Below are 19785 nucleotides of genomic sequence, written 5' to 3'. Positions count from 1 at the left end.
GCCAAGCTGATCGTGACGGGCCGTACCCGCAAGGAGGCCCTGGAACGGGCCGCCCGGGCGCTCGACGAGTTCACCGTCGAGGGCATGGCCACCGCGATCCCCTTCCACCGCAAGGCAGTTGCCGACCCCGCCTTCACCGCCGAACCCTTCACGGTCCACACCCGCTGGATCGAGACCGAGTTCGTCAACGACATCCCGCCCTTCGCTGCTCCCACTCCCGGCGAGACCGAGCAGGAGGAGCCGGGCCGGGAGACCGTCGTCGTCGAGGTCGGCGGCAGGCGGCTCGAGGTGTCGATCCCCGCCTCCCGCGTCGGAGCGATCACAGGATCGGCGACGGATGGGAAACCCAAGCGCCGTACGGCGAAGAAGTCCGGCCCGGCCGCCTCGGGCGATGTCCTCGCCTCGCCGATGCAGGGCACGATCGTCAAGGTCGCCGTCGAGGACGGCCAGCAGGTCGAAGAGGGGGACCTGGTCGTCGTACTCGAGGCAATGAAGATGGAACAGCCTCTGAACGCCCACAAGTCCGGCACCGTCAAGGGGCTTTCCGCCGAGGCAGGCGCCGCTGTCACCTCCGGCGCCACGATCTGCGAAATCAAGGACTGACCACAAGAACTGACCACAAGAACCGACCGCCACACGCACTGACCAGAACTGATCAGGAAGGCTGAACATGGGGGACGAACTGGAGCAGACGTTGCTCCAGATGCGGGCGCTGGTCGAGGACGCGGTGTCCAAGACCAGGCACCGGGCGGGCGCCGGCCAGGGCGCCCTGACCGTGGTGTCCGATCCCAGCAACGCACGGATCAGGCGCACCGCCGAGCGCCTGATCTCCACCGCACGACGCTCCGTGTCGCTGGCGCTGCCGTGCCGGGTGACCATGTCGGAGGCGCTGAGCGGACTGCTCGACATGCTGCGCGAGATCTCCGCCGCCGGAGTCGGGGTCCGCGTGCTCGGAGGACCGGGGATCCTCGACGACCGCAATGTGCGACGCCATCTGACGCCCTTGCCGGCACGGGCCGCGTTCGACGTCAGGATCGCGGCGCACCAGCACCAGGAAGTACTGATCGTGGACGAGCGGATGGCGCTGATGCGGGCCGAGTTCGGCGGGGCGGGCTCGCAGGCGGTGACCATCCGCGTGCCGATGGTGCTGCGCGCGCTGGACACGCTGTTCACCGGTGCCTGGTCGACGGCGACGCCCGCGCAGAGCTATCGCAGGGTGAGCCCGCGCGGCCGTACCGAGATCGCCCGCCAGGTGCTGAGCTGCCTCACCGCGGGGAGCACCGACGAGGCGGCGGCCCAGAGCCTGGGCCTGTCCGTGCGCACGTATCGCCGTCATGTCGCCGAGCTGATGCAGGAGTTGGGGGCCGTGTCCCGCTTCCAGGCCGGTGTACAGGCCGTCGAACTGGGTCTGCTCACTCCGGAGGCCAAGGCGGCATGAGCGGCTAGGCGGGTCTGAGGAGCGCATCCATCGTCGCCTCCAGATACGCCGGGAACTCCTCGGGGGAGGGCAGTACGGACGGCGCGGCGTGGCCGAGCTGGGTGTGTCCCAGATAGAAGCTGTACGCCATGAGCGCGCGCCGTCGCGCCTCCGCCTCGGCGAAGCCCAGCTCGCCGAAGAGCCCGGCCAGGTAGCCGATCCGGCGCTCGGTGACCTGGCGCAGCGCGGCGGCGACCTGGGGGTGGTCGGTGCTGGCGAGCAGCGAGACCTCCAGCGGATCGGTGGCGGCCGGCTTGGTGACCGCGGTGAACAGCCTGCGCAGGCGCTTCTCCGCATCCGGCTCGGTCTCCACCGCCGCGATGATCTCGTCGGTGTTCGCCTCCACCCAGCGGGCGAGGGCGGCCTCGATCAGCGCCTCGCGGTTGCCGAAGTGCCAGTAGAAGCTGCCCTTCGTCGCGCCGAGGCGGGCGGCGAGCGGCTCGACCGCCACCGCCGCGAGGCCGCCGCCCTCGCCGATGGCGGCGAGCGCGGCGTCCGCCCAGTCGCGGGCGCTGAGCCTGGCCTTTCCGGACCGCCGCCCCTGCTCCGTCTGCTGCCGTTGCACCATGACCATACGGTACCGTATGGTTGACCATACGCCAGCGTATGGAGGCATGCGATGCTCAAGGACAAGCCCGTAGCGGTGCGGTTTCCCGAAGGCGCCCGGCTGATCAGGACAGCCGTGGACCGGCCCGACTACCAGGACGCGTACGCGATGGAGCTGCTGCCCGGCATGCCGCGCGACCCGGCGGCCTGGACGGGCATCCTGCGCGACGCCTTCCCGATCGCCGCCAAGCAGGACGGCGAGGCCCTGATGAACGTGAGCACGGCCGGTCTCGACGCCTGGGCCTCGATCGTCGTCGACGACAAGCACGTGACCCTGTGCAGCTCGGTGAAGACCAACGCCTGGCAGTCCAGGCTGTATTGGGGCGTGGTCAAGCGGGTGCACCCCTTCATGGCCCGCGCCATGATGGTCCGCACCCACCGCCGGCTCGCTCTCGCTACACGGAACCCGGTGTAGCGGAACCCGGTGCGGTTGTTCCCAGCGACCGTTCCGTCACCCGCGCCAGATGCCGCGCGAAGACCTGGCGGGTGTCCGGCGTCAGCGTGCGCAGGGCCACCAGCGCGGTGATCACGACGTCGCAGAGCTCGCCCTGGACGTCCTCCCAGGTATGGGTGACGCCCTTGCGCGGGTTCTGCCCGGTCGCGCCGATCACCGCCTCGGCGACCTCGCCGACCTCCTCCGACAGCTTCAGCATGCGCAGAAGCAGGCCCTCGCGGCCGCCGTGCGGACGGTTGCCGTCCAGCCAGGTCCACAGGGCGTCGACGCAGGACCAGAGTTCGGGGGAGTCGCTGCCGGCGGGGGCGGTGGGCTGATCAGTCATGGGCCCAGCCTGCCCACGCCGGTCACCCCTCGAACAGCGGCTCCTGCGACACCGGTCCCTTGCCGAACGCGGCTCCTGCGACACCGGTCCCTTGCCGAACGCGGCTCCTGCGACGCCGGTCCCTTGCCGAACGCGGCTCCTACGACGCCGGTCCCTCCCCGAACAGCGCCTCCTGCGAGCTGAACTCGTCCGCCGCCTCGTCCTTCTCCGGCTTGTGCACCCTCTTGTTGCGCGCTCCCACGACCAGCGCGGTGACCGCCGCCGTCGCCCCCAGCGCCGCCGGGACCATCCAGCCCCGGTCGAAGACATGGCCGAGGGCGTGGTCGAGGGAGAGGCGGCCGGGGCCCGCGATGGCGAGGCCGGTGGCGGCCAGGCCCAGGGTCGCCGCGTACTCGTAGCCGCCCTCCATGTTGAAGAAGCCGTTCGGGGCGTGCACCGCGGACGCGCCCGCCATCGCGCCGGCCGCCGCCGCACCCGCCGCCGGGGTCGCCAGGCCCAGCGCCAGCAGCGTGCCGCCGCCGGCCTCCGCAAGGCCCGCCGCCGTGGCGCTCGCCCGGCCCGGCGAGTAGCCGACGGACTCCATGAACTGGCCGGTCCCCTCGATGCCGTGCCCGCCGAACCAGCCGAGCAGTTTCTGAGCGCCATGCGCGGCCAGCACACCGCCGGTACCCACCCGGAGCAGCAGCAGGCCCAGATCACGTCGGTCGTAAGAACTCACGGTGACTCCTTGAACAGGAAGCAGGAACGACCCCCTCCGCGTTTCCACCGTCCCACCCCTCACACCCGGCGGACCGATCCGCGCAGCCGTTCGGGTGGCGGCGCCCTGCGGGCGGTGTGAGTCTGGCTGCCATGACGATTCAGCCCGCCAAACTCAGCGACCCGGCAGTCCGCGCATTCGTCGCCGCCGTCAACGCCCACGACCGCGAGGCGTTCCTGTCCCTGCTCTCGGACGACGCGACCATGTCGGACGACGGCTCCGACCGCGATCTCACCGAATGGATCGACCGGGAGATCTTCCTCTCCAACGGCCACCTGGACGTCGACAACGAGTCCCAGGGCGGCCGCGCCCTCGTCGCCCACTACCGCAACGACGCCTGGGGCGAGATGCGCACCCGCTGGAGCTTCACGGTCGACGACGACGGCCGCATCACCCGCTTCGAGACCGGACAGGCGTGAAAACCCTTGCCCTAGGGTGCACTCCAACTCCTAGTGTCCGGCGGTATGGAGACGAACAGGACCCTCGGTCGCAGCGGCATCGCAGTAAGCGCTCTCGGCTTCGGCTGCTGGGCCATCGGCGGTGAGTGGCAGAACACGGAAGGCCAGCCGCTGGGCTGGGGCAAGGTCGACGACGAGGAGTCCGTACGGGCGATCCGGCGCGCCCTCGACCTCGGCGTGAGCTTCTTCGACACCGCCGACACCTACGGCACCGGACACAGCGAGCGCATCCTCGGCCGGGCGCTGGGCAAGCGCCGCGCCGACGTCGTCGTAGCCACCAAGTGGGGCAACGTCTTCGACGAGGAGACCCGCACCCTCACCGGCCGCGACGACTCCCCGGCGCACGCCCGCCGCGCGCTGACCGCGTCGCTGAAGCGGCTGGACACCGACTACGTCGACCTCTACCAGCTGCACATCTCCGACGCCGAGCCCGAGCGGGCCGCCCAACTCCGGGACGTGTGCGAGGAGTTCGTGGCGGAGGGGCTCATCCGCGCCTACGCCTGGAGCACCGACGACCCGGCCCGCGCCGCCGTGTTCGCGGAGGGGGAGCACTGCGCGGCCGTACAGCACGCGGCCAATGTGCTGCAGGACGCGCCCGACATGTTCGCGCTGTGCGACGAGGCGGATCTCGCCAGCATCAACCGCAGCCCGCTGGCCATGGGGTTGCTGGCGGGCAAGCGGCAAGGCGCCCTGGAGGCGGGCGACATCCGCAGCAGGCCGCCGGCCTGGCTGCAGGGCTTCAGCGAGGGCTCCGGGGCGGACGAGGACTGGGTCGCCCGGATCGACGCGCTCCGGGAGATCCTCACCAGCGGCGGCCGTACGCTCGCCCAGGGCGCCCTGGCCTGGCTGTGGGCGCGCAGTGCGCGCACCGTCCCGATTCCCGGCTTCCGTTCGGTCGCGCAGGCCGAGCAGAACGCCGGCGCGATCGCGAAGGGGCCGCTCACCGCCGGGCAGATGGCCGAGATCGACCGGCTGCTCGGGCGGTGAACGGCCCCCTCGGGCCCGCGGACCGCGGTCAGTGGGCGACCTGGCTGTCGTAGGCCTGCAGGCCGGAAGGCTGCTGCTCGGTCAGCGTCAGTTGCCCCGCCTTGATGGTCGCCAGGCGCGGAGCCCGGCGGGCGATGGACGAGTCGTGGGTGACGATGACGAAGGTCAGGCCGTGCTCGCGCCACAGGCCCTCCAGCAGGGCCATGATGTCGTCGCGGGTGCCCTCGTCGAGGTTGCCGGTGGGCTCGTCGGCGAGCAGCACCTTCGGCTTCTTGACCAGCGCGCGGGCGATGGCGACGCGCTGCTGCTGGCCGCCGGACAGCTCGGTCGGGACGTGCGAGAGGCGCTCGCCCAGGCCGACCGAGCGCAGCGCCTCGGCCGCGCGCTCGCGGCGTTCGGCGGGCTTCACGCCGAGCGGGACCAGGGCCGTCTCGACGTTCTCCTGCGCGGTCAGTGTCGGGATGAGGTTGAACGCCTGGAAGATGATGCCGATCTTCTCGGCGCGCAGCCGGGTCAGCTTGGCCTCGCTGATCCGCGCGAGGTCGACGCCGTCCAGCTCGACGCTGCCCTCGGAGGGACGGTCCAGGCCGCCGATCATCTGCAGCAGGGTGGACTTGCCGCCGCCCGTCGGGCCCTGGATGACGAGCTGGTCGCCGTCCTCGATGGCGAGGTCGATGCCGCGCAGCGCCTCCACCGTCTCCTTGCCCCGCGTGTAGCGCTTGGTGACGCCGGTGAGTCTGTACATGGGTGCTCCACAGGAAGGTAGGGGGCGGGGCGCCGCCTCCCGGGGGGATGTCGGAGGCGGCGCCCCAGCTCAGGGGGGTGTTACGAGACGCTGCGCAGGGCGTCGGCCGGGCGCATCCGCGAGGCGCGCCAGCCGCCCATCGCGCCGGCGATCAGACCGCCGGTGACCGCCAGGCCCACCGCGAGCGCGATGGTGGTCAGGGAGACCGGGGCGGACAGGGCGATCTCCATGGTGTTGGAGGCGGACTGCTGGCCGGGGCCGCCCATGCCGCCACCGGGGCCGCCGCCCATCCCGCCGCCACCGCTGTTGCCGAGCTGCGCGGTGAGCTTCGGGCTGATCGCGGTGACCGTGTAGGCGGCCGCGAGGCCCAGGCCGATGCCGAGGGCACCGCCGAGCAGACCGTTGACCATGGACTCGCCGACGACCTGCCGGGTCACGTTGCGGCTGGGCCAGCCCAGCGCCTTCAGCGTGCCGAACTCGCGCACCCGGCGGGAGACCGCGGAGGAGGTCAGCAGCGCCGCCACCAGGAACGCGGCGGCCAGCACCGCGATCGACAGCCACTTGCCGACGCTGGTCGCCAGGTTGGAGGCGGTGGACAGCGAGCCGGACACGGTGGAGGCGAGGTCGGCGGAGGTGGTGACCGTCGTACCGGAGATGTTGCTCTGGATCGTCTTCTTGACGGTGGCGATCTGCTTGGAGTCGGTCGCCTTGACGTAGATCGTGGTGACCTTGTTCTTGGAGTCGCCCAGCGTCTGCGCCCGCTTCAGCGGCACGAACACGTCGGTGGTGGACTCGCTGCTGTCGGGCGTCGCGATGCCGATGACGGTGAACTTGGTGCCGTTGATCTTGAAGGTCGAACCGACCTTGTACTTCTTCGACTTGGCGTACGACTTGCTGATCACGGCGACCTTCGCGTTGGTCTGCGAGGCCGTGAACGTCTTGCCGGAGGTGATCTTCGACGTGGCCAGCGGGCCGAGCGCCTGGTCGGTGACGTCGATGCCGGCCACCGAGTAGGAGTTGACGTTGAAGGAGGCGCCGCCGCCCTGCACCTGCGGCTGACCGCCGCCGCTGCTGCTGCCGCCGGGGCCGCCCTGCTGGGAGCCGGATCCCGAGCCGGACGTCGAGGACTTCGCCTTGCCCTGGGTGAAGGAGCCGTCGACCTTGGTCACGTTCAGGGTGATCGCGCCGACCGCGTCCGCCACGCCCTTCTGCGCGGCGACCTTGGTGACCAGCGCGGACGACAGGGCCTGACCGCCCTGCGTCATCACCCGGTCCGAGCTCTGCGTGGTCTTGCTGCTCGACTTGGCGTCGAACTTGAAGTTCGGGCCCTGTGAGCTGCCCGCCTTGGGAGCCGACTGCGCCTTGGTCACGGTCATGTCGGTGCCGAGGCCGTAGAGCGACTTGAGGACCTTGTCCTGAGCCTGTGTCATACCGGCCGACACCGAGTTGACGGTGATGACCAGCGCGATTCCGAGCGCCAGACCCAGTGCGATGACCAGGGCCGCCTTCTTTCTGCGGCCCAGCTCGCGCTTGAGATAGATGCCAAACATCCCGTTCCTCGAAGGTTCTTGGCGCCCGCTGTGGGCGCTGCCACAAGCTAGGGAGAAACCTTTGAGTCGGACTGAGTAAAGGATGTGTCAGAGCTGAGAAAGTGAGGTCCCGGGTCAGAATTCCGTAAGACAGCCAATTCCTATGCCGTAGAGGGCGTACTGCCAGGAAACCCCTGTTGGATGGGTGTTAAGTTCCCGGGATGCACGGTTCCTCTCCGCTCTCCCGGCGTGCCGCTCTGGGGCTTGCCGCCGCCGCGATTCCGCTTGCCGCGGCGACCCCTGCGCACGCCTCGACCGTCGTCGGCGGGGCGCGCCTTGCCCATGACGGAATTCAGGGCACAGGGCTGCCCAAAAAGCTCACCGCCGCCGCCTGGCTCGTGGCCGACTGCGACAGTGGAGAGGTACTCGCCTCCTACAACGCGCACAAGCGGCTCGCGCCCGCGTCCACGCTGAAGATGCTGTTCGCCGACACGGTCCTGAAGAGGTTCGACCGCACCGAGCGCTATCAGGTGACCGACGCCGACCTGGCCGACATCCCGGCCGGCTCCAGCCTGGTCGGCGTCAAGCCCGGGATCACCTACACCGTCGAGCAGTTGTGGCAGGGCGTCTTCCTGCGCTCCGGCAACGACGCGGTGCACGTGCTCGCCCACATGAACGGGGGAGTGGCCAAGACGGTCGCCCAGATGCAGGCCAAGGCCGAGGACCTGCAGGCCCTGGACACCCATGTGGTCAGCCCCGACGGCTTCGACCACAAGGGCCAGCTGTCCTCCGCCTACGACCTCACCCTCTTCGCCCGGCACGGCCTGAAGAACGCCGACTTCCGCGAGTACTGCCACCTGAAGACCGCGAACTTCCCGGCCGGCGGCAAGAAGACCTTCCAGATCCAGAACACCGACCGCCTGCTCACGGGCGCATGGGGCGTGAAGACGTACGACGGGCTGATCGGCGTCAAGAACGGCTACACCAGCCACGCCGGCAACACCTTCACCGGCGCGGCCACCCGCGGCGGCCGGACCCTGCTGGTCACCGTGATGCACCCCAAGAGCGGCTACAACGCCGTCTACGAGGAGACGGCCGCGCTGCTCGACTGGGGCTTCGATCGGGCCGGCTCGGCCGAGGCGGTGGGCACGCTGGTCGAGCCGCTCAGCGAGGGCGGGACGAAGGTGAAGCCCACCGGGAAGGCGGCCCAGGCGGCGGCCGGCGCCCCGGGAGCGGCGGACGAGACCCCCTCGACCTGGCGGCTGCTGGAGGGCGCGGCCGGCACGGTCGCCCTGCTGGCGGGCGGCGCGTGGGCGCTGCGCCGACGGCGGGCGGCGGCCGCGGAGGCGGGCGGCAAGGGCCGGACATGACGTGGCGGCAGCCGTTCCGGGCACCGGTGCGTACCTCGCGGTCCCACGCGAGATCCACCCCCACTCGATGCCTGGAACGGCTGCCGCATCCCCCCTCGGTTTGGACCGCGGAACACCGGTGCTCCAACTGTGAAGCTCTGGTGAAGATGATTTGAGCATAGGCCCGAGACCGGCCGCAATGGAGCGGATGGGTGCATTCCGTTTGTGCAAGTTGACGCGTTGACGGCCCGTGTTCCGGGCTCAGCCGCGGCCGACGTACGGCATCGCGGTGGCGAGCACCGTCGCGAACTGCACGTTTGCCGCCAGCGGCAGCTCGGCCATGTGCCGCACCGTGCGCGCCACGTCGGCGACGTCCATCACGGGCTCGGCCGCGATCTCGCCGTTGGCCTGCAGCGCCCCGGTCTGCATCCGTGCGGTCATGTCGGTCGCCGCGTTGCCGATGTCGATCTGCCCGACCGCGATGTCGTACGCCCGCCCGTCCAGCGACAGCGACTTGGTCAGCCCGGTCAGCGCGTGCTTGGTCGCCGTGTAGGCGACGGACAGCGGCCGGGGCGTATGTGCTGAAATCGACCCGTTGTTGATGATGCGTCCGCCCTGCGGATCCTGCTCCTTCATCTGCCGGTACGCCGCCTGCGCGCACAAGAACGCCCCGTTGAGGTTGGTGTCCACCACATGCCGCCACGCCTCGTACGGCAGCTCCTCCACCGGCACCCCGCCAGGACCGAACGTCCCCGCGTTGTTGAACAGCAGGTCCACCCGCCCGAACCGCCCGACCGCGGCGGCGAACAGCGCGGCCACGTCCGCCGGCTGCGAGACATCGGTGCGCACGGCGAGCGAGGCACCCTCGGGCACCAGCGCCGCCGTCTCCTCCAACGTCCCGGGCCGCCGCCCCGCCAGCGCCACCGACCAGCCCGCGCGCAGCAGCTCCACGGCGACCGCCCGGCCGATCCCGGAGCCGGCCCCGGTCACCACCGCGATCCTCGACTGCACCTTTGTCTGCATGGCATCCATGCGCCGCAGCGTAGGTGAGCGTCTGCCAGGTGGGACGACCCGTCCGCCATCCGGGTGCAGTGCACCCGACAAACGCGTGTCGACTCCGGCCAGTCGCACGCCTCCTCCCTGAACTGTGACGGGAGGACAGAATGACAATCACAACAGCTCGGTCCCGGTGGCACGCACCCGAACTCCGTGCCGCCGCCCGCCACATCGGCCGCCGCCGCATGCTCAGCCTGACGGCCGCGACCGTCGCGCTCGCCTTCGCCATCGACCTGCCCACGGTCGGCGCGGCGGCCGCCACCCCGCTCGACGCGGCACGCATCGCCGAGTTCCCCTTCACCCTCGGCGTCGCCTCGGGCGATCCGCTGCCCAATTCGGTGGTGCTGTGGACACGCCTCGCGCCCGCCCCCTACCAGCCCGACGGCGGAATGCCCGCACAACGCGTCGACGTGGACTGGGAAATGGCCAAGGACGAGGCGTTCTCCGCCCTCGCCGCCAAGGGCACCACCACCGCACACCCCGAGTTCCACCACACCGTGCACGTCGAAGCCCAAGGCCTCGAACCCGGCCGCGTCTACTACTACCGCTTCCGCACCGGCAGCTGGATCAGCGAGACCGGCCGCACCCGCACCGCGCCCGCCGCCGACAGCGCCGCCCCCGCGCTCTCCTTCGCCGCCGTCTCCTGCCAGGCCTACGAGGACGGCCACTTCACCGCCCACCGCCACCTCGCCCAGGACGACGTCGACCTGGTCTTCCACCTCGGCGACTACATCTACGAGTACGCCATCGACGCGGCCGGCGGCGCCCGCAAGTACACCGACCACGCGCTCTCCTCCGCCTTCGGCCACGAGACCATGACGCTGGAGGACTACCGGCTGCGCTACGCCCTCTACAAGACCGACCCCGACCTGCGGGCCGTGCACGCCGCGCACCCCTTCGTCGTCACCTTCGACGACCACGAGACCGCGAACAACTACGCCGACGCCGTCTCCGACAACGGCATGCCGCCGGACCAGTTCCTGCTGCGCCGCGCCGCCGCCTACCGCGCCTACTGGGAGAACCAGCCCCTGCGCATGCCGCAACTGCCGGTCGGCTCGGACATGCAGCTCTACCGGCGCCTGCACTGGGGGCTGCGCGCCCAGTTCGACATCCTCGACACCCGCCAGTACCGCTCCGACCAGGCCTACGGCGACGGCAGGCACATCCCCGGCCCGGAGTCCGACGACCCCAGCCGCACCATCACCGGCCAGGCCCAGGAGAAGTGGCTGCTCGACGGCTGGCGCAACTCCAAGGCGCTGTGGAACGTCGTACCGCAGCAGGTCTGCTTCTCCCAGCGGCGCATGGACCTCAACGCCGTCGCCCAGGTCTCCATGGACGCCTGGGACGGCTACCCCGCCTCACGCCGCCGGATCCTGGACGGCGCCAAGGCGGCCGGCATCGAGAACCTGATGGTGCTCAGCGGCGACGTGCACGTCGGATACGCCTTCGACATCAAGGACGACTTCGACGACCCCGACTCGCGCACACTCGGCACCGAGATCGTGGCCACGTCCATCGTCAGCGGCCAGGACGGCACGAAGACGCCCGCCAACTGGAACACCTACATGACCGCCAACCCGCACCTGAAGTTCTACGACGGCCGACGCGGCTACGCGAAGATCACCCTGGGGGAGACCCAGGCCCGGGCCGACTTCAAGACGGTGCCGTACGTGACCCGGCAGGGCGCGCCGGTCGAGACGGCCGCCTCCTTCGTGACGGAGATCGGCGAGCAGGGCCTCAAGCCGACGTGACGACCTCGCCCAGACCCTCGCCCCGGTCCTCGCCGAGGGTCTCCGCCGGGTAGCGGACGCCGATGCGCTCCCGTATCGCGTCGAGCGTCCGCATCACCGCCAGCGTGCCCTCCAGCGGCACCAGCGGGGACTCGCTCTCCCCGGCCCGCAGGGCGCGCATCACCTCCCTGGCCTCGTGCCGGAGGCTGTTGCGGGGGCCGTCGGCCGGGTCGGCCGCGAACTCCTGCGGGTCACGGCCGTCGCGGTGCAGCACGAAGCGGTCCGGGAAGAAGAAGCCGTACGGGATGTCGATGCGGCCCTGCGAGCCGGTGACGGAGGCGGCGGTCGCCGTACCGCCGACGATGGAGCAGTGCACCGAAGCGAGAGCGCCGCTCTCCCAGGAGAGCAGTGCACCTGTCTGGAGATCGACGCCCTCGTCGGAGAGCGCTGCTCTCGCCACGATGTCCGAGGGTTCGCCCAGCAGGAGGTGGGCGAAGGAGACCGGGTAGACGCCGAGGTCGAGCAGCGCGCCCCCGCCCTGCGCCGGATCCCGCAGCCGGTGAGCGGGCGGGAAGGGCCCCGCCAGCCCGAAGTCGGCCTGCACATGGCGCACCTCACCGATCGCCCCGCCGTCGACCAGCTCCTTCAGCCGCCGCACCAGCGGATTGCAGTACATCCACATCGCTTCCATCAGGAAGCTCCCGCGCCCCCGCGCCAGCGCGATGAGCTCCGCCGCCTCGCGCGCGTTCAGCGTGAACGCCTTCTCGCACAGCACGTTCCGCCCGGCCTCCAGGCACAGCCCCGCGGCCGCCCGGTGCGCCGAGTGCGGGGTGGCGACATACACCACATCGACGTCCGCGTCCTCGGCGAGCGCACCCCACTCGCCGTACGCCCGCTCGATCCCGAACCGCTCCGCGAACGCCTTCGCCGACGCCTCGCTGCGCGAGGCCACCGCGACGACCTCGGCATCGGGCAGATCCACCAGATCCGCCGTGAACGCGGCGGCGATCCCACCCGTCGCGAGGATCCCCCACCGCACGCTCTCCGCCGCCATCCCGGCCCCACCCTCGCTGCTGTGACATTCGGCACTGTGTACGAGCTGAGAGCATAGGTGGCCGGGGGCCGGAGGTGTCCCCCGGGATCGTGCAGTACTCGCAAAGGGAGGGGCACATGCCCGAGCAGGGCGCGCCGACATCGCACATACAGCAGGCGGCCGGGCCGAAAGCGGAACCGGCCGCCGGCGCTGCTGCGCGCCGCACCGGACTCGTCGTCACGCTCATCCTCGCCGGCCTGACCGCCACGCCCCCGCTCGCGATGGACATGTACCTCCCCTCGCTCCCGGAGGTCACCGACTCCCTGCACGCCCCCGCGGCCACCGTCCAGCTGACGCTCACCGCCTGTCTGCTCGGCATGGCCCTCGGCCAGCTGGTGGCCGGCCCGATGAGCGACCGCTGGGGCCGCCGGCGCCCGCTGCTGATCGGCCTCGTCGCCTACGTCGTCTCCACCGCCCTGTGCGCGTTCGCGCCCACCGTCGAGCTGCTGGTCGCCTTCCGGCTCGCGCAGGGCCTGGCGGGCGCGGCGGGAATCGTCATCGCCCGGGCCGTGGTGCGCGACCTGTACGACGGCGTGGCGATGGCCCGCTTCTTCTCCACCCTCATGCTGATCGGCGGGGTCGCCCCGATCGTCGCGCCGCTGATCGGCGGGCAGATCCTGCGGGTGACGGACTGGCGGGGCGTGTTCGCCGTCCTCACGGTCGTCGGCCTGCTGCTGACCGGGTGCGTGTGGGCGAAGCTGCCGGAAACCCTCCCGCCGTCCGAACGGCACGGCGGGGGAGTCGGCGAGGCCCTGCACTCGATGCGCCGCCTCCTCGCCGACCTGCCCTTCACCGGCTTCATGCTCGCGGGCGGCTTCGCCTTCGCCGCGCTGTTCGCCTACATCTCGGCCTCGCCCTTCGTCATCCAGGAGATCTACGGCGCCTCCCCGCAGACCTTCAGCCTGCTGTTCGGCCTGAACTCGGTCGGGCTGGTCATCGTCGGCCAGATCAACGGCAAGGTGCTGGTCGGACGGGTGAGCCTGGAAAAGGTGATGGGGATCGGCCTGACGATCGTCATCGCCGCCGCGACCGCCCTCCTCCTCATGTCCGCCGGCATCCTCGGCGAGGTCGGGCTCGCACCCGTCGCCGCCGCCCTGTTCGTCCTGATGTCGGCCATGGGCATCACCCTGCCCAACGCCCAGGCCCTCGCCCTGATGCGCACCAAGCACGCCGCCGGCTCCGCGTCCGCGCTGCTCGGCACGTCCTCCTTCCTCATCGGCGCCGTCGCCTCCCCGCTCGTCGGGATCGCCGGCGAGCACACCGCCGTGCCGATGGCCGTCGTCCAACTGGCGGCAGCACTGGTAGCGCTGGGCTGTTTTGTGGGAATGTGCCGTCCCTGGAACATGCGTGCGAGTGCGGAGGGAGCAGGGAGCTGAGCGCGCCGAAACTGCGCAGCGACACCCCGGAACGGGCGGGGCTCGACCCCGAGGAACTCCGTCACCTCGTCCAGGAGGTCCACGACCTGACCACCGGCGAAAACCCCTGGGCGGCCGGCACCGTCGTGGTCGCCGGGCGCGGCCCGGTGATCGCCGTCGAGGCGGCGGCGGGCTGGGCCGTGCGGTACTCCGCCTACGACGCCGAGACCGACCGCGGAGTCGAACTGCCCGCCGGGTCCCGCGTCCCGGTGACGATCAACACCCCCTTCGACCTGGCGTCCCTCACCAAACTGTTCACCGCGGTCGCCGCCGTGCAGCAGATCGAGCGCGGCACGCTCGGCATCGACGCGCGGGTCGGGGCGTACGTTCCCGAGTTCCGCGCCGCGGCCCGGCACGGCATCACCGTACGGGAGCTGCTCACCCACACCTCGGGCCTGCGACCCGAACTCCCGCTCTACGACTGCGCCGACGACACCGAGCGGCTGGCGAAGCTGCGGGCGGAGGCGCCGGTGGGCGTGCCCGGCACCTACACCTACTCCGACCTCAACTTCCTCCTGCTCCAGCACGTCCTGGAACGCATCACCGGCCGCACCCTGGACGTTCTGATCCACGACGGGATCACCCGGCCGCTGGGCATGCTGTCCACCGACTTCGGCCCCTGCCCCGGCGCGGCGGCCACGGAGGACCAGCGGCGCCCGTGGGCCAAGGTGGACCGGGGCATGCTGCGGGGCGTCGTCCACGACGAGAACGCCTGGGCCCTCGGCGGCATCGCAGGCCACGCGGGCCTCTTCTCCACGGGCCGAGACCTGGCGGTCTTCTGCCGCACCCTGCTCGCCGGCGGCTCCCACGGCCCCGCCCGCATCCTCGGCGCCGACTTCGTGGAACTCCTGCTGACCCCACCGGGCCTGGGCTTCGCCGTGGACCAGCCCTGGTTCATGGGCGAACTCGCAGGCCGAGGAGCCGCAGGCCACACGGGCTTCACGGGCACGTCACTGGTACTGGACCCATCGACGGACACGTTCCTGGTGCTGCTGGCGAACACGGTCCATCCGAGACGCCGGCCGGCAAACAGCGGACCGAGGGCAGCGGCGGCCACGCGTCTGGCAAGGGCGGTGTACCCCAGCCCGTCGGGGGGAGTCTGAGGACGAGGCTCGACCTTCCTTCACCCGCCGGGGGGCGCCTCTACCGGGCGGGCCCGCTGTAGCCAGCTCGTCCGGCGCTTGCCGTACCCAGCCCGTCCGGCGTTTGAGGACGAGGCCCTTCGGGCCGAACGGGGTCCGGGGCGGAGCCCCGGGGAGGGGTCCAGGGGAGGGGTCCAGGGGGCGGTCCGAGGTGCAGGGGCGGAGCCCCGCTGGGGTCCAGGGGGCGGTCCGGGGTGCAGGGGCGGAGCCCCGCGGGGGTCCCGGGGGCCGCAGCCCCAGGCGGGGGCGAAGGGGCAGCGCCCCTGGGGATGGGACGGGTAGGCGCGGCGGGGGCGAGAACCTCCGAGGCCACCACCCCCACCGGCCGCCCTAGAATCGCCGGGTGACCGCCCCCGTACCCCCCGCGGAAACCCTCCGCACCACCCTCGCCACCCTCCTCGACGGCCTCCCGCCCAAGCGGGCCGCGCAAGCCGTCGAGCGGCTCATCGCCAGCTATCGCGGGGCCACCCCCACCGACGCGCCCATCCTCCGCGACAAGGCCGACGTCGCCGCCTACGCCGCGTACCGGATGCCCGCGACCTTCGAGGCGGTGCGCTCGGCGCTGGAGGCGTTCGCCGATGCCGTGCCGGACTTCACCCCCGCCAGTCACACCGACGTCGGCGGTGGCACCGGCGCCGCGACCTGGGCCGTCACCGCCACCTGGCCCGGCGAGCGCAGCGTCACCGTGCTCGACTGGGCCGAACCCGCCCTCGCCCTCGGCAAGGAGCTCGCCGCCGCCAACCCGGCCCTGCGCCAGGCCAGTTGGCGGCGCGCCCGGATCGGGACCGCGCTCACCCTCGACCCCACCGACCTGGTCACCGTCTCCTACGTCCTCAACGAACTGACCGAGCCCGACCGCACCGCCCTCGTCGACGCCGCCGCGGCCGCCGCCCAGGCCGTCGTGATCGTCGAGGCCGGCACCCCCGCCGGATACGCCCGCGTCATCGAGGCCCGCGACCGCCTGATCGCCGCCGGTTTCCACGTCGCCGCACCCTGCCCGCACAGCGCCGGCTGCCCGATCGTCCCCGGCGAGGACTGGTGCCACTTCTCGACGAGGGTCAGCCGCTCCTCCCTGCACCGCCAGGTCAAGGGCGGCTCCCTGCCCTACGAGGACGAGAAGTTCAGCTACGTCGCCGCCGCCCGCCTCCCGGTCGCCCCGGCCGCCTCCCGCGTCGTGCGCAAGCCTCAGATCCGCAAGGGCCAGGTGCTCCTGGACCTGTGCGAGAGGGACGAACAACTGCGCCGCACCACGGTCACCAAACGCCACGGCGATCTGTACAAGGCGGCCCGGGACGCCGACTGGGGCGACCCCTGGCCGCCGTACACCCCCAAGTCGTAGAACCGCGAACCGATACCGTCGCACCATGGTCAAGAAGCCCGCCCCCGGCAAACCGGCCCCGGACGCCACCCGCCGCAGCGAGAAGTCCCGTCGCGCGATCTACGACGCGGCCCTCGCGCTGGTCGGAGAGGTCGGCTACCCGAAGACGACCATCGAGGGCATCGCCGCACGGGCCGGCGTCGGCAAGCAGACCATCTACCGGTGGTGGGGATCCAAGGCGGACGTCCTGCTGGAGGCCTTCCTCGACCTGAGCGAGCAGGCGTCCCGGGACGCGGGCCCGGAGTACGAGTTCGCCATCCCGGACACCGGCGACCTCGCCGCCGACCTCAAGGCGGTACTGCGCCTCACCGTCGACCAGCTGGGGGACCCCCGCTTCGAGGCCCCCTCCCGCGCCCTGGCCGCCGAGGGCGTGGTCGACGAGCAGCTGGGCCGCACCTTCGTGGCCAAGCTCCTCGAACCCTCGCTGCAGCTGTACGTCGACCGCGTGCGCGCCGCGCAGCGGGCCGGCCAGGTCCGCCGGGACGTCGACCCGCGCATCGCCCTGGAACTGTGGGTCTCCCCGCTCGCCCAGCGCTGGCTCCAGCACACCGGCCCGATCACCTACGAGTACACCGACACCCTCGTCGACTACGCGCTGCACGGTCTGGCCCCGCGTATTCCGGATGTCCCTTCCGGCACCCCGGAGCACGGATCGGTGGGACCATAGGGCATGCTGTTCCGCACGACAGCGAGGCGAGGGGATAGATGAGCGCGGAGTACGGCGGTCGCACCGGCCGGCAGGGCAAGCTCTCCCAGTGGCTGCGAGGCCGCCGCCCCAAGGAGGCCGCCGGCGACGGCGGTCGTGAGAGCCTGCTGCTCGCCGCCGCCGGAGCGGGCCTGCCGCTCGCCCCCGCCGCCCATCCCGCCCCCGGCTACCGCTGCTCCTGCGACCGCGTGGGCTGTCCCACCCCCGCCCGGCACCCGGTGTCGTTCGCCTGGCAGACCCAGTCCACGACGGACCGCGCGCAGATCGAGCGCTGGGTGCGCCACCAGCCGCAGGCCAACTTCATCACCGCGACCGGCATGGTCCACGACGTCCTGGACCTGCCGCTGGAGGCGGGCCGGCAGGCCCTGGAGCGGCTGCTGGGCTCCGGCATCGAGGTCGGCCCGGTCGCCGAGAGCGACGACGGCCGGCTGCTGTTCTTCACCCTCACCCGCGGCACCCCCGAGGACGAGGACGAGTGGTGGCCGTGCGAGCTGGACTGCCACCCCGAGACGGCGGATGAGCATCCCGGACTGCGCTGGCACTGCCGCGGGTCGTACGTCCTGGTCCCGCCCGCCCGGCTGCCGGGCGACGACGGCCGGTCCGTGCACTGGGTACGCGGCCTCGAACACGCGCTGCCCGACCCGCTGAGCCTGCTGGAGATCCTCACCGACGCCTGCGCCCGCTACGCCGGCGAGGGGGCCGACCACGCGAGCGCGGCCTGGCCCCTGCGCCACTGAGGATTTCCTAGGAGCCCTGCGCGGAGGTCAGGCCCTCCAGCCGGGACAGGACCGACACCTTGCCGTCGCCCGAGCCCTTCGCCGGGTCCAGGGCCACCTGGTTGGACATCAGCTCCATGGTGAGCGACTGCTTGACCTCGCCCTTGGTCAGGGCGCGCACCGCGTCGGTGGGCGCGGGCAGCGAAGTGCCGGTGTAGGCCGTCTCCTTCGCGTAGTAGCGCGTCGTGAAGAACACCACCGCCCCGCCGTCCGCCGCCCGCAGCGCCAGCGGCGCGTAGTCCCCGCTCGTCAGCGGCTCGTCGAGGTACTGCGTGACCCGCCCCGGCTGCTTGGCGCTCTTGGTGCGCTTCGCCCGCCAGCCGTTGGTGTGCGGGCCGTCCGCGAAGGCGCCCTGGCCGCTCTTCAGATACGTCGCGTAGTCCTTGCTCAGGTCGGCGGGTTCGACGGCGAGGTCGGCCGCGTTCACGTCGACCGTCTCGGCCCAACCGTCCTTGTCCGTCTTGAACTTGGGCACCTGACCGGCCGCCATCAGCGTCAGGTACGACACCTGCCACGGCTCGCCCAGACCGCCCCGCAGGAACACCATCACCCAGCGCGCGGAGCCGCCCTTGTTGCCGGCCGCGTCGGCGACGAACCACCGTGGCCAGCCGGCCTTCTTGGGGATCGTGTACTTCACGTCGGAGAACTTCATCGGCGTGTAACCCGGGTTGCCGTCCGGGTTGTTGGCATGACCGGCCTTCAGCCGGGCCGCGTCGATGTCACCCAGGGCGCCGGTGGTGTGCTCGGCGTCGAGCGAACTGTCGTAGGCCTTGTCCGCCTTGTTGTACGCGGTCGTGAACGCCTGGAGCGCCTTGGCGGCCTCGGCGCGGGTGGCGGAGGGGAGCACCTCGCGCTCCCCGTGCACCACCACACAACCGCTCGCCGTCAACGACAAAGCGGTCGCCGAGGCCGCAATCAGTACGCGCCGGTCAAGCCTGCGGAGCCTTCGAGGGCCGCGATCCCTGCTCATCAGGTGCCTTCACCTTCCCCTTCCCGGAGGCGAACCCTACCGGGGCGAAGAACAGCGCGAGCGTCGGGATCAAGTACAGCAGCCACACCGTGACCTGGAGGACGGTCGGGTCCGGCTGGAAGTTGAACACGCCCTTGAGCAGCGTGCCGTACCAGCTGGAGGGATCGATGGTGTTGCTGATGTCGAAGGCCAGGTTCGTCAGACCGGGCAGCCAGTCGGCCTCCTGCAGATCGTGGAAGCCGTACGCCAGCACGCCCGCCGCGACCACGACCAGCATGGCGCCGGTCCAGGTGAAGAACTTCGCCAGGTTGATCTTCAGGGCGCCGCGGTAGAACAGCCAGCCCAGGAAGACCGCCGTCGCCAGGCCCAGGGCCACGCCGATCAGCGGGCGCGGGGTGCCGTCGCTGGCCGCGTGCACCGACGCCCACACGAACAGGGCGGTCTCCAGACCCTCCCGGCCCACGGCGAGGAAGGCGGTGGCGACCAGCGCGCCCGTGCCCATCTGCAGGGCCGCGTCCAGCTTGCCGTGCAGCTCGGACTTCAGATGCCGGGCGGTGCGCCGCATCCAGAAGACCATCCAGGTCACCAGGCCCACCGCGACGATCGACAGCGAACCGCCGAGCGCCTCCTGGGCCTGGAACGTCAGCTCCTGGGAGCCGAATTCGAGGACGCAGCCGAAGCCCATCGCGATCAGGACGGCGATGGAGATGCCGATCCAGATGGGCCGGATGGCGTCCCGGCGGCCCGTCTTGACCAGGTAGGCGATCAGGATGCAGACGACCAGGCTGGCTTCCAGGCCCTCGCGCAGACCGATCAGGTAGTTGGAGAACAC

At 71.4% G+C, this 19785-nt stretch carries 21 protein-coding genes; 12 read left to right on the top strand and 9 right to left on the bottom strand.

What is annotated here, in order from left to right:
• Positions 1-603 (top strand): biotin/lipoyl-containing protein (locus ABZ880_RS45440; protein WP_361276592.1); only part of this gene is annotated, 603 nt, incomplete at its 5' end.
• Positions 604-670: 67 nt separating this feature from the next.
• The gene (locus ABZ880_RS45435) at positions 671-1438 is read left to right on the top strand and encodes a LuxR C-terminal-related transcriptional regulator (RefSeq protein WP_361276590.1); all 768 of its coding nucleotides are present in this window, start codon (positions 671-673) and stop codon (positions 1436-1438) included.
• A gap of 4 nt (positions 1439-1442) precedes the next feature.
• Here ABZ880_RS45435 and ABZ880_RS45430 read toward each other — a convergent pair whose 3' ends face one another.
• On the bottom strand, positions 1443-2051 hold the full coding sequence (locus ABZ880_RS45430; RefSeq protein ID WP_361276587.1) for a TetR/AcrR family transcriptional regulator: 609 nt from the start codon (positions 2049-2051) through the stop codon (positions 1443-1445).
• 45 nt (positions 2052-2096) lie between these two features.
• Between ABZ880_RS45430 and ABZ880_RS45425 the strand changes: the two genes are divergently transcribed.
• Positions 2097-2498 carry a DUF2867 domain-containing protein gene (locus ABZ880_RS45425; RefSeq protein WP_361276585.1) on the top strand — a complete coding sequence of 134 codons (402 nt, stop codon included), beginning with the start codon at positions 2097-2099 and terminating at the stop codon, positions 2496-2498.
• Here the strand turns inward: ABZ880_RS45425 and ABZ880_RS45420 are convergent.
• Positions 2479-2862: a MazG-like family protein gene (locus tag ABZ880_RS45420; protein WP_361276582.1), complete on the bottom strand. Its 384-nt coding sequence runs from the start codon at positions 2860-2862 to the stop codon at positions 2479-2481. The two genes, ABZ880_RS45425 and ABZ880_RS45420, sit on opposite strands and share 20 nt — an antisense overlap.
• 139 nt (positions 2863-3001) lie before the next feature.
• Positions 3002-3580 (bottom strand): DoxX family membrane protein, encoded by a 579-nt coding sequence (locus tag ABZ880_RS45415; RefSeq protein WP_361276580.1) that lies wholly within the window; start codon positions 3578-3580, stop codon positions 3002-3004.
• A 131-nt stretch (positions 3581-3711) separates the two neighbouring features.
• On the opposite strand from ABZ880_RS45415, the gene ABZ880_RS45410 reads away from it, so the two are divergent.
• A complete protein-coding gene (locus ABZ880_RS45410) occupies positions 3712-4038 on the top strand; it encodes a nuclear transport factor 2 family protein (RefSeq protein ID WP_361276577.1) in 327 nt (108 codons plus the stop codon).
• A 45-nt stretch (positions 4039-4083) separates the two neighbouring features.
• Positions 4084-5064: an aldo/keto reductase gene (locus tag ABZ880_RS45405; protein WP_361276574.1), complete on the top strand. Its 981-nt coding sequence runs from the start codon at positions 4084-4086 to the stop codon at positions 5062-5064.
• A 28-nt stretch (positions 5065-5092) separates the two neighbouring features.
• Here ABZ880_RS45405 and ABZ880_RS45400 read toward each other — a convergent pair whose 3' ends face one another.
• Positions 5093-5809 carry an ABC transporter ATP-binding protein gene (locus ABZ880_RS45400; protein ID WP_361276571.1) on the bottom strand — a complete coding sequence of 239 codons (717 nt, stop codon included), beginning with the start codon at positions 5807-5809 and terminating at the stop codon, positions 5093-5095.
• 80 nt (positions 5810-5889) lie between these two features.
• Positions 5890-7359, bottom strand: coding sequence for an ABC transporter permease (locus ABZ880_RS45395; protein ID WP_361276568.1), 1470 nt, complete (start codon positions 7357-7359; stop codon positions 5890-5892).
• A gap of 200 nt (positions 7360-7559) precedes the next feature.
• Here ABZ880_RS45395 and ABZ880_RS45390 point away from each other — a divergent pair, with 200 nt between their 5' ends.
• Positions 7560-8708: a serine hydrolase gene (locus ABZ880_RS45390; protein ID WP_361276565.1), complete on the top strand. Its 1149-nt coding sequence runs from the start codon at positions 7560-7562 to the stop codon at positions 8706-8708.
• 240 nt (positions 8709-8948) lie between these two features.
• Here the strand turns inward: ABZ880_RS45390 and ABZ880_RS45385 are convergent, their stop codons facing one another.
• Complete coding sequence (locus ABZ880_RS45385) at positions 8949-9719, bottom strand: SDR family oxidoreductase (RefSeq protein WP_361276562.1); 771 nt, start codon at positions 9717-9719, stop codon at positions 8949-8951.
• 131 nt (positions 9720-9850) lie between these two features.
• Here ABZ880_RS45385 and ABZ880_RS45380 point away from each other — a divergent pair, with 131 nt between their 5' ends.
• Positions 9851-11494 (top strand): alkaline phosphatase D family protein, encoded by a 1644-nt coding sequence (locus ABZ880_RS45380; protein ID WP_361276559.1) that lies wholly within the window; start codon positions 9851-9853, stop codon positions 11492-11494.
• Here ABZ880_RS45380 and ABZ880_RS45375 read toward each other — a convergent pair.
• Positions 11481-12527: a Gfo/Idh/MocA family oxidoreductase gene (locus ABZ880_RS45375; RefSeq protein WP_361276557.1), complete on the bottom strand. Its 1047-nt coding sequence runs from the start codon at positions 12525-12527 to the stop codon at positions 11481-11483. The two genes, ABZ880_RS45380 and ABZ880_RS45375, sit on opposite strands and share 14 nt — an antisense overlap.
• Positions 12528-12643: 116 nt before the next feature.
• Here ABZ880_RS45375 and ABZ880_RS45370 point away from each other — a divergent pair, with 116 nt between their 5' ends.
• The 5 genes from ABZ880_RS45370 (at position 12644) to ABZ880_RS45350 (ending at position 17944) form a co-directional block, all read left to right on the top strand.
• On the top strand, positions 12644-13942 hold the full coding sequence (locus ABZ880_RS45370) for a multidrug effflux MFS transporter (RefSeq protein WP_361276554.1): 1299 nt from the start codon (positions 12644-12646) through the stop codon (positions 13940-13942).
• Entirely contained in the window at positions 13894-15084 is a 1191-nt protein-coding gene (locus ABZ880_RS45365; protein WP_361276551.1) for a serine hydrolase domain-containing protein, read from the top strand. Before ABZ880_RS45370 ends, ABZ880_RS45365 begins: the two co-directional genes overlap by 49 nt.
• Positions 15085-15466: 382 nt before the next feature.
• Complete coding sequence (locus tag ABZ880_RS45360; protein ID WP_361276548.1) at positions 15467-16462, top strand: small ribosomal subunit Rsm22 family protein; 996 nt, start codon at positions 15467-15469, stop codon at positions 16460-16462.
• Positions 16463-16487: 25 nt separating this feature from the next.
• Positions 16488-17168, top strand: a complete 681-nt coding sequence (locus ABZ880_RS45355; RefSeq protein WP_361276546.1) for a TetR/AcrR family transcriptional regulator — start codon at positions 16488-16490, stop codon at positions 17166-17168.
• Between the two features lie 38 nt (positions 17169-17206).
• Positions 17207-17944, top strand: coding sequence for a bifunctional DNA primase/polymerase (locus ABZ880_RS45350; RefSeq protein WP_361276544.1), 738 nt, complete (start codon positions 17207-17209; stop codon positions 17942-17944).
• A 7-nt stretch (positions 17945-17951) separates the two neighbouring features.
• Here the strand turns inward: ABZ880_RS45350 and ABZ880_RS45345 are convergent, their stop codons facing one another.
• Positions 17952-18953, bottom strand: coding sequence for a hypothetical protein (locus ABZ880_RS45345; RefSeq protein ID WP_361276542.1), 1002 nt, complete (start codon positions 18951-18953; stop codon positions 17952-17954).
• Complete coding sequence (gene efeU, locus ABZ880_RS45340) at positions 18913-19785, bottom strand: iron uptake transporter permease EfeU (RefSeq protein WP_361276539.1); 873 nt, start codon at positions 19783-19785, stop codon at positions 18913-18915. The genes ABZ880_RS45345 and efeU overlap by 41 nt, the downstream gene beginning before the upstream one ends.

The sequence above is a fragment of the Streptomyces sp. NPDC047043 genome, assembly GCF_040644055.1.
Classification (GTDB): domain Bacteria; phylum Actinomycetota; class Actinomycetes; order Streptomycetales; family Streptomycetaceae; genus Streptomyces.
Note: the sequence above shows the minus strand (reverse complement) of the source record. Positions and strands in the feature narration are given on the sequence as shown.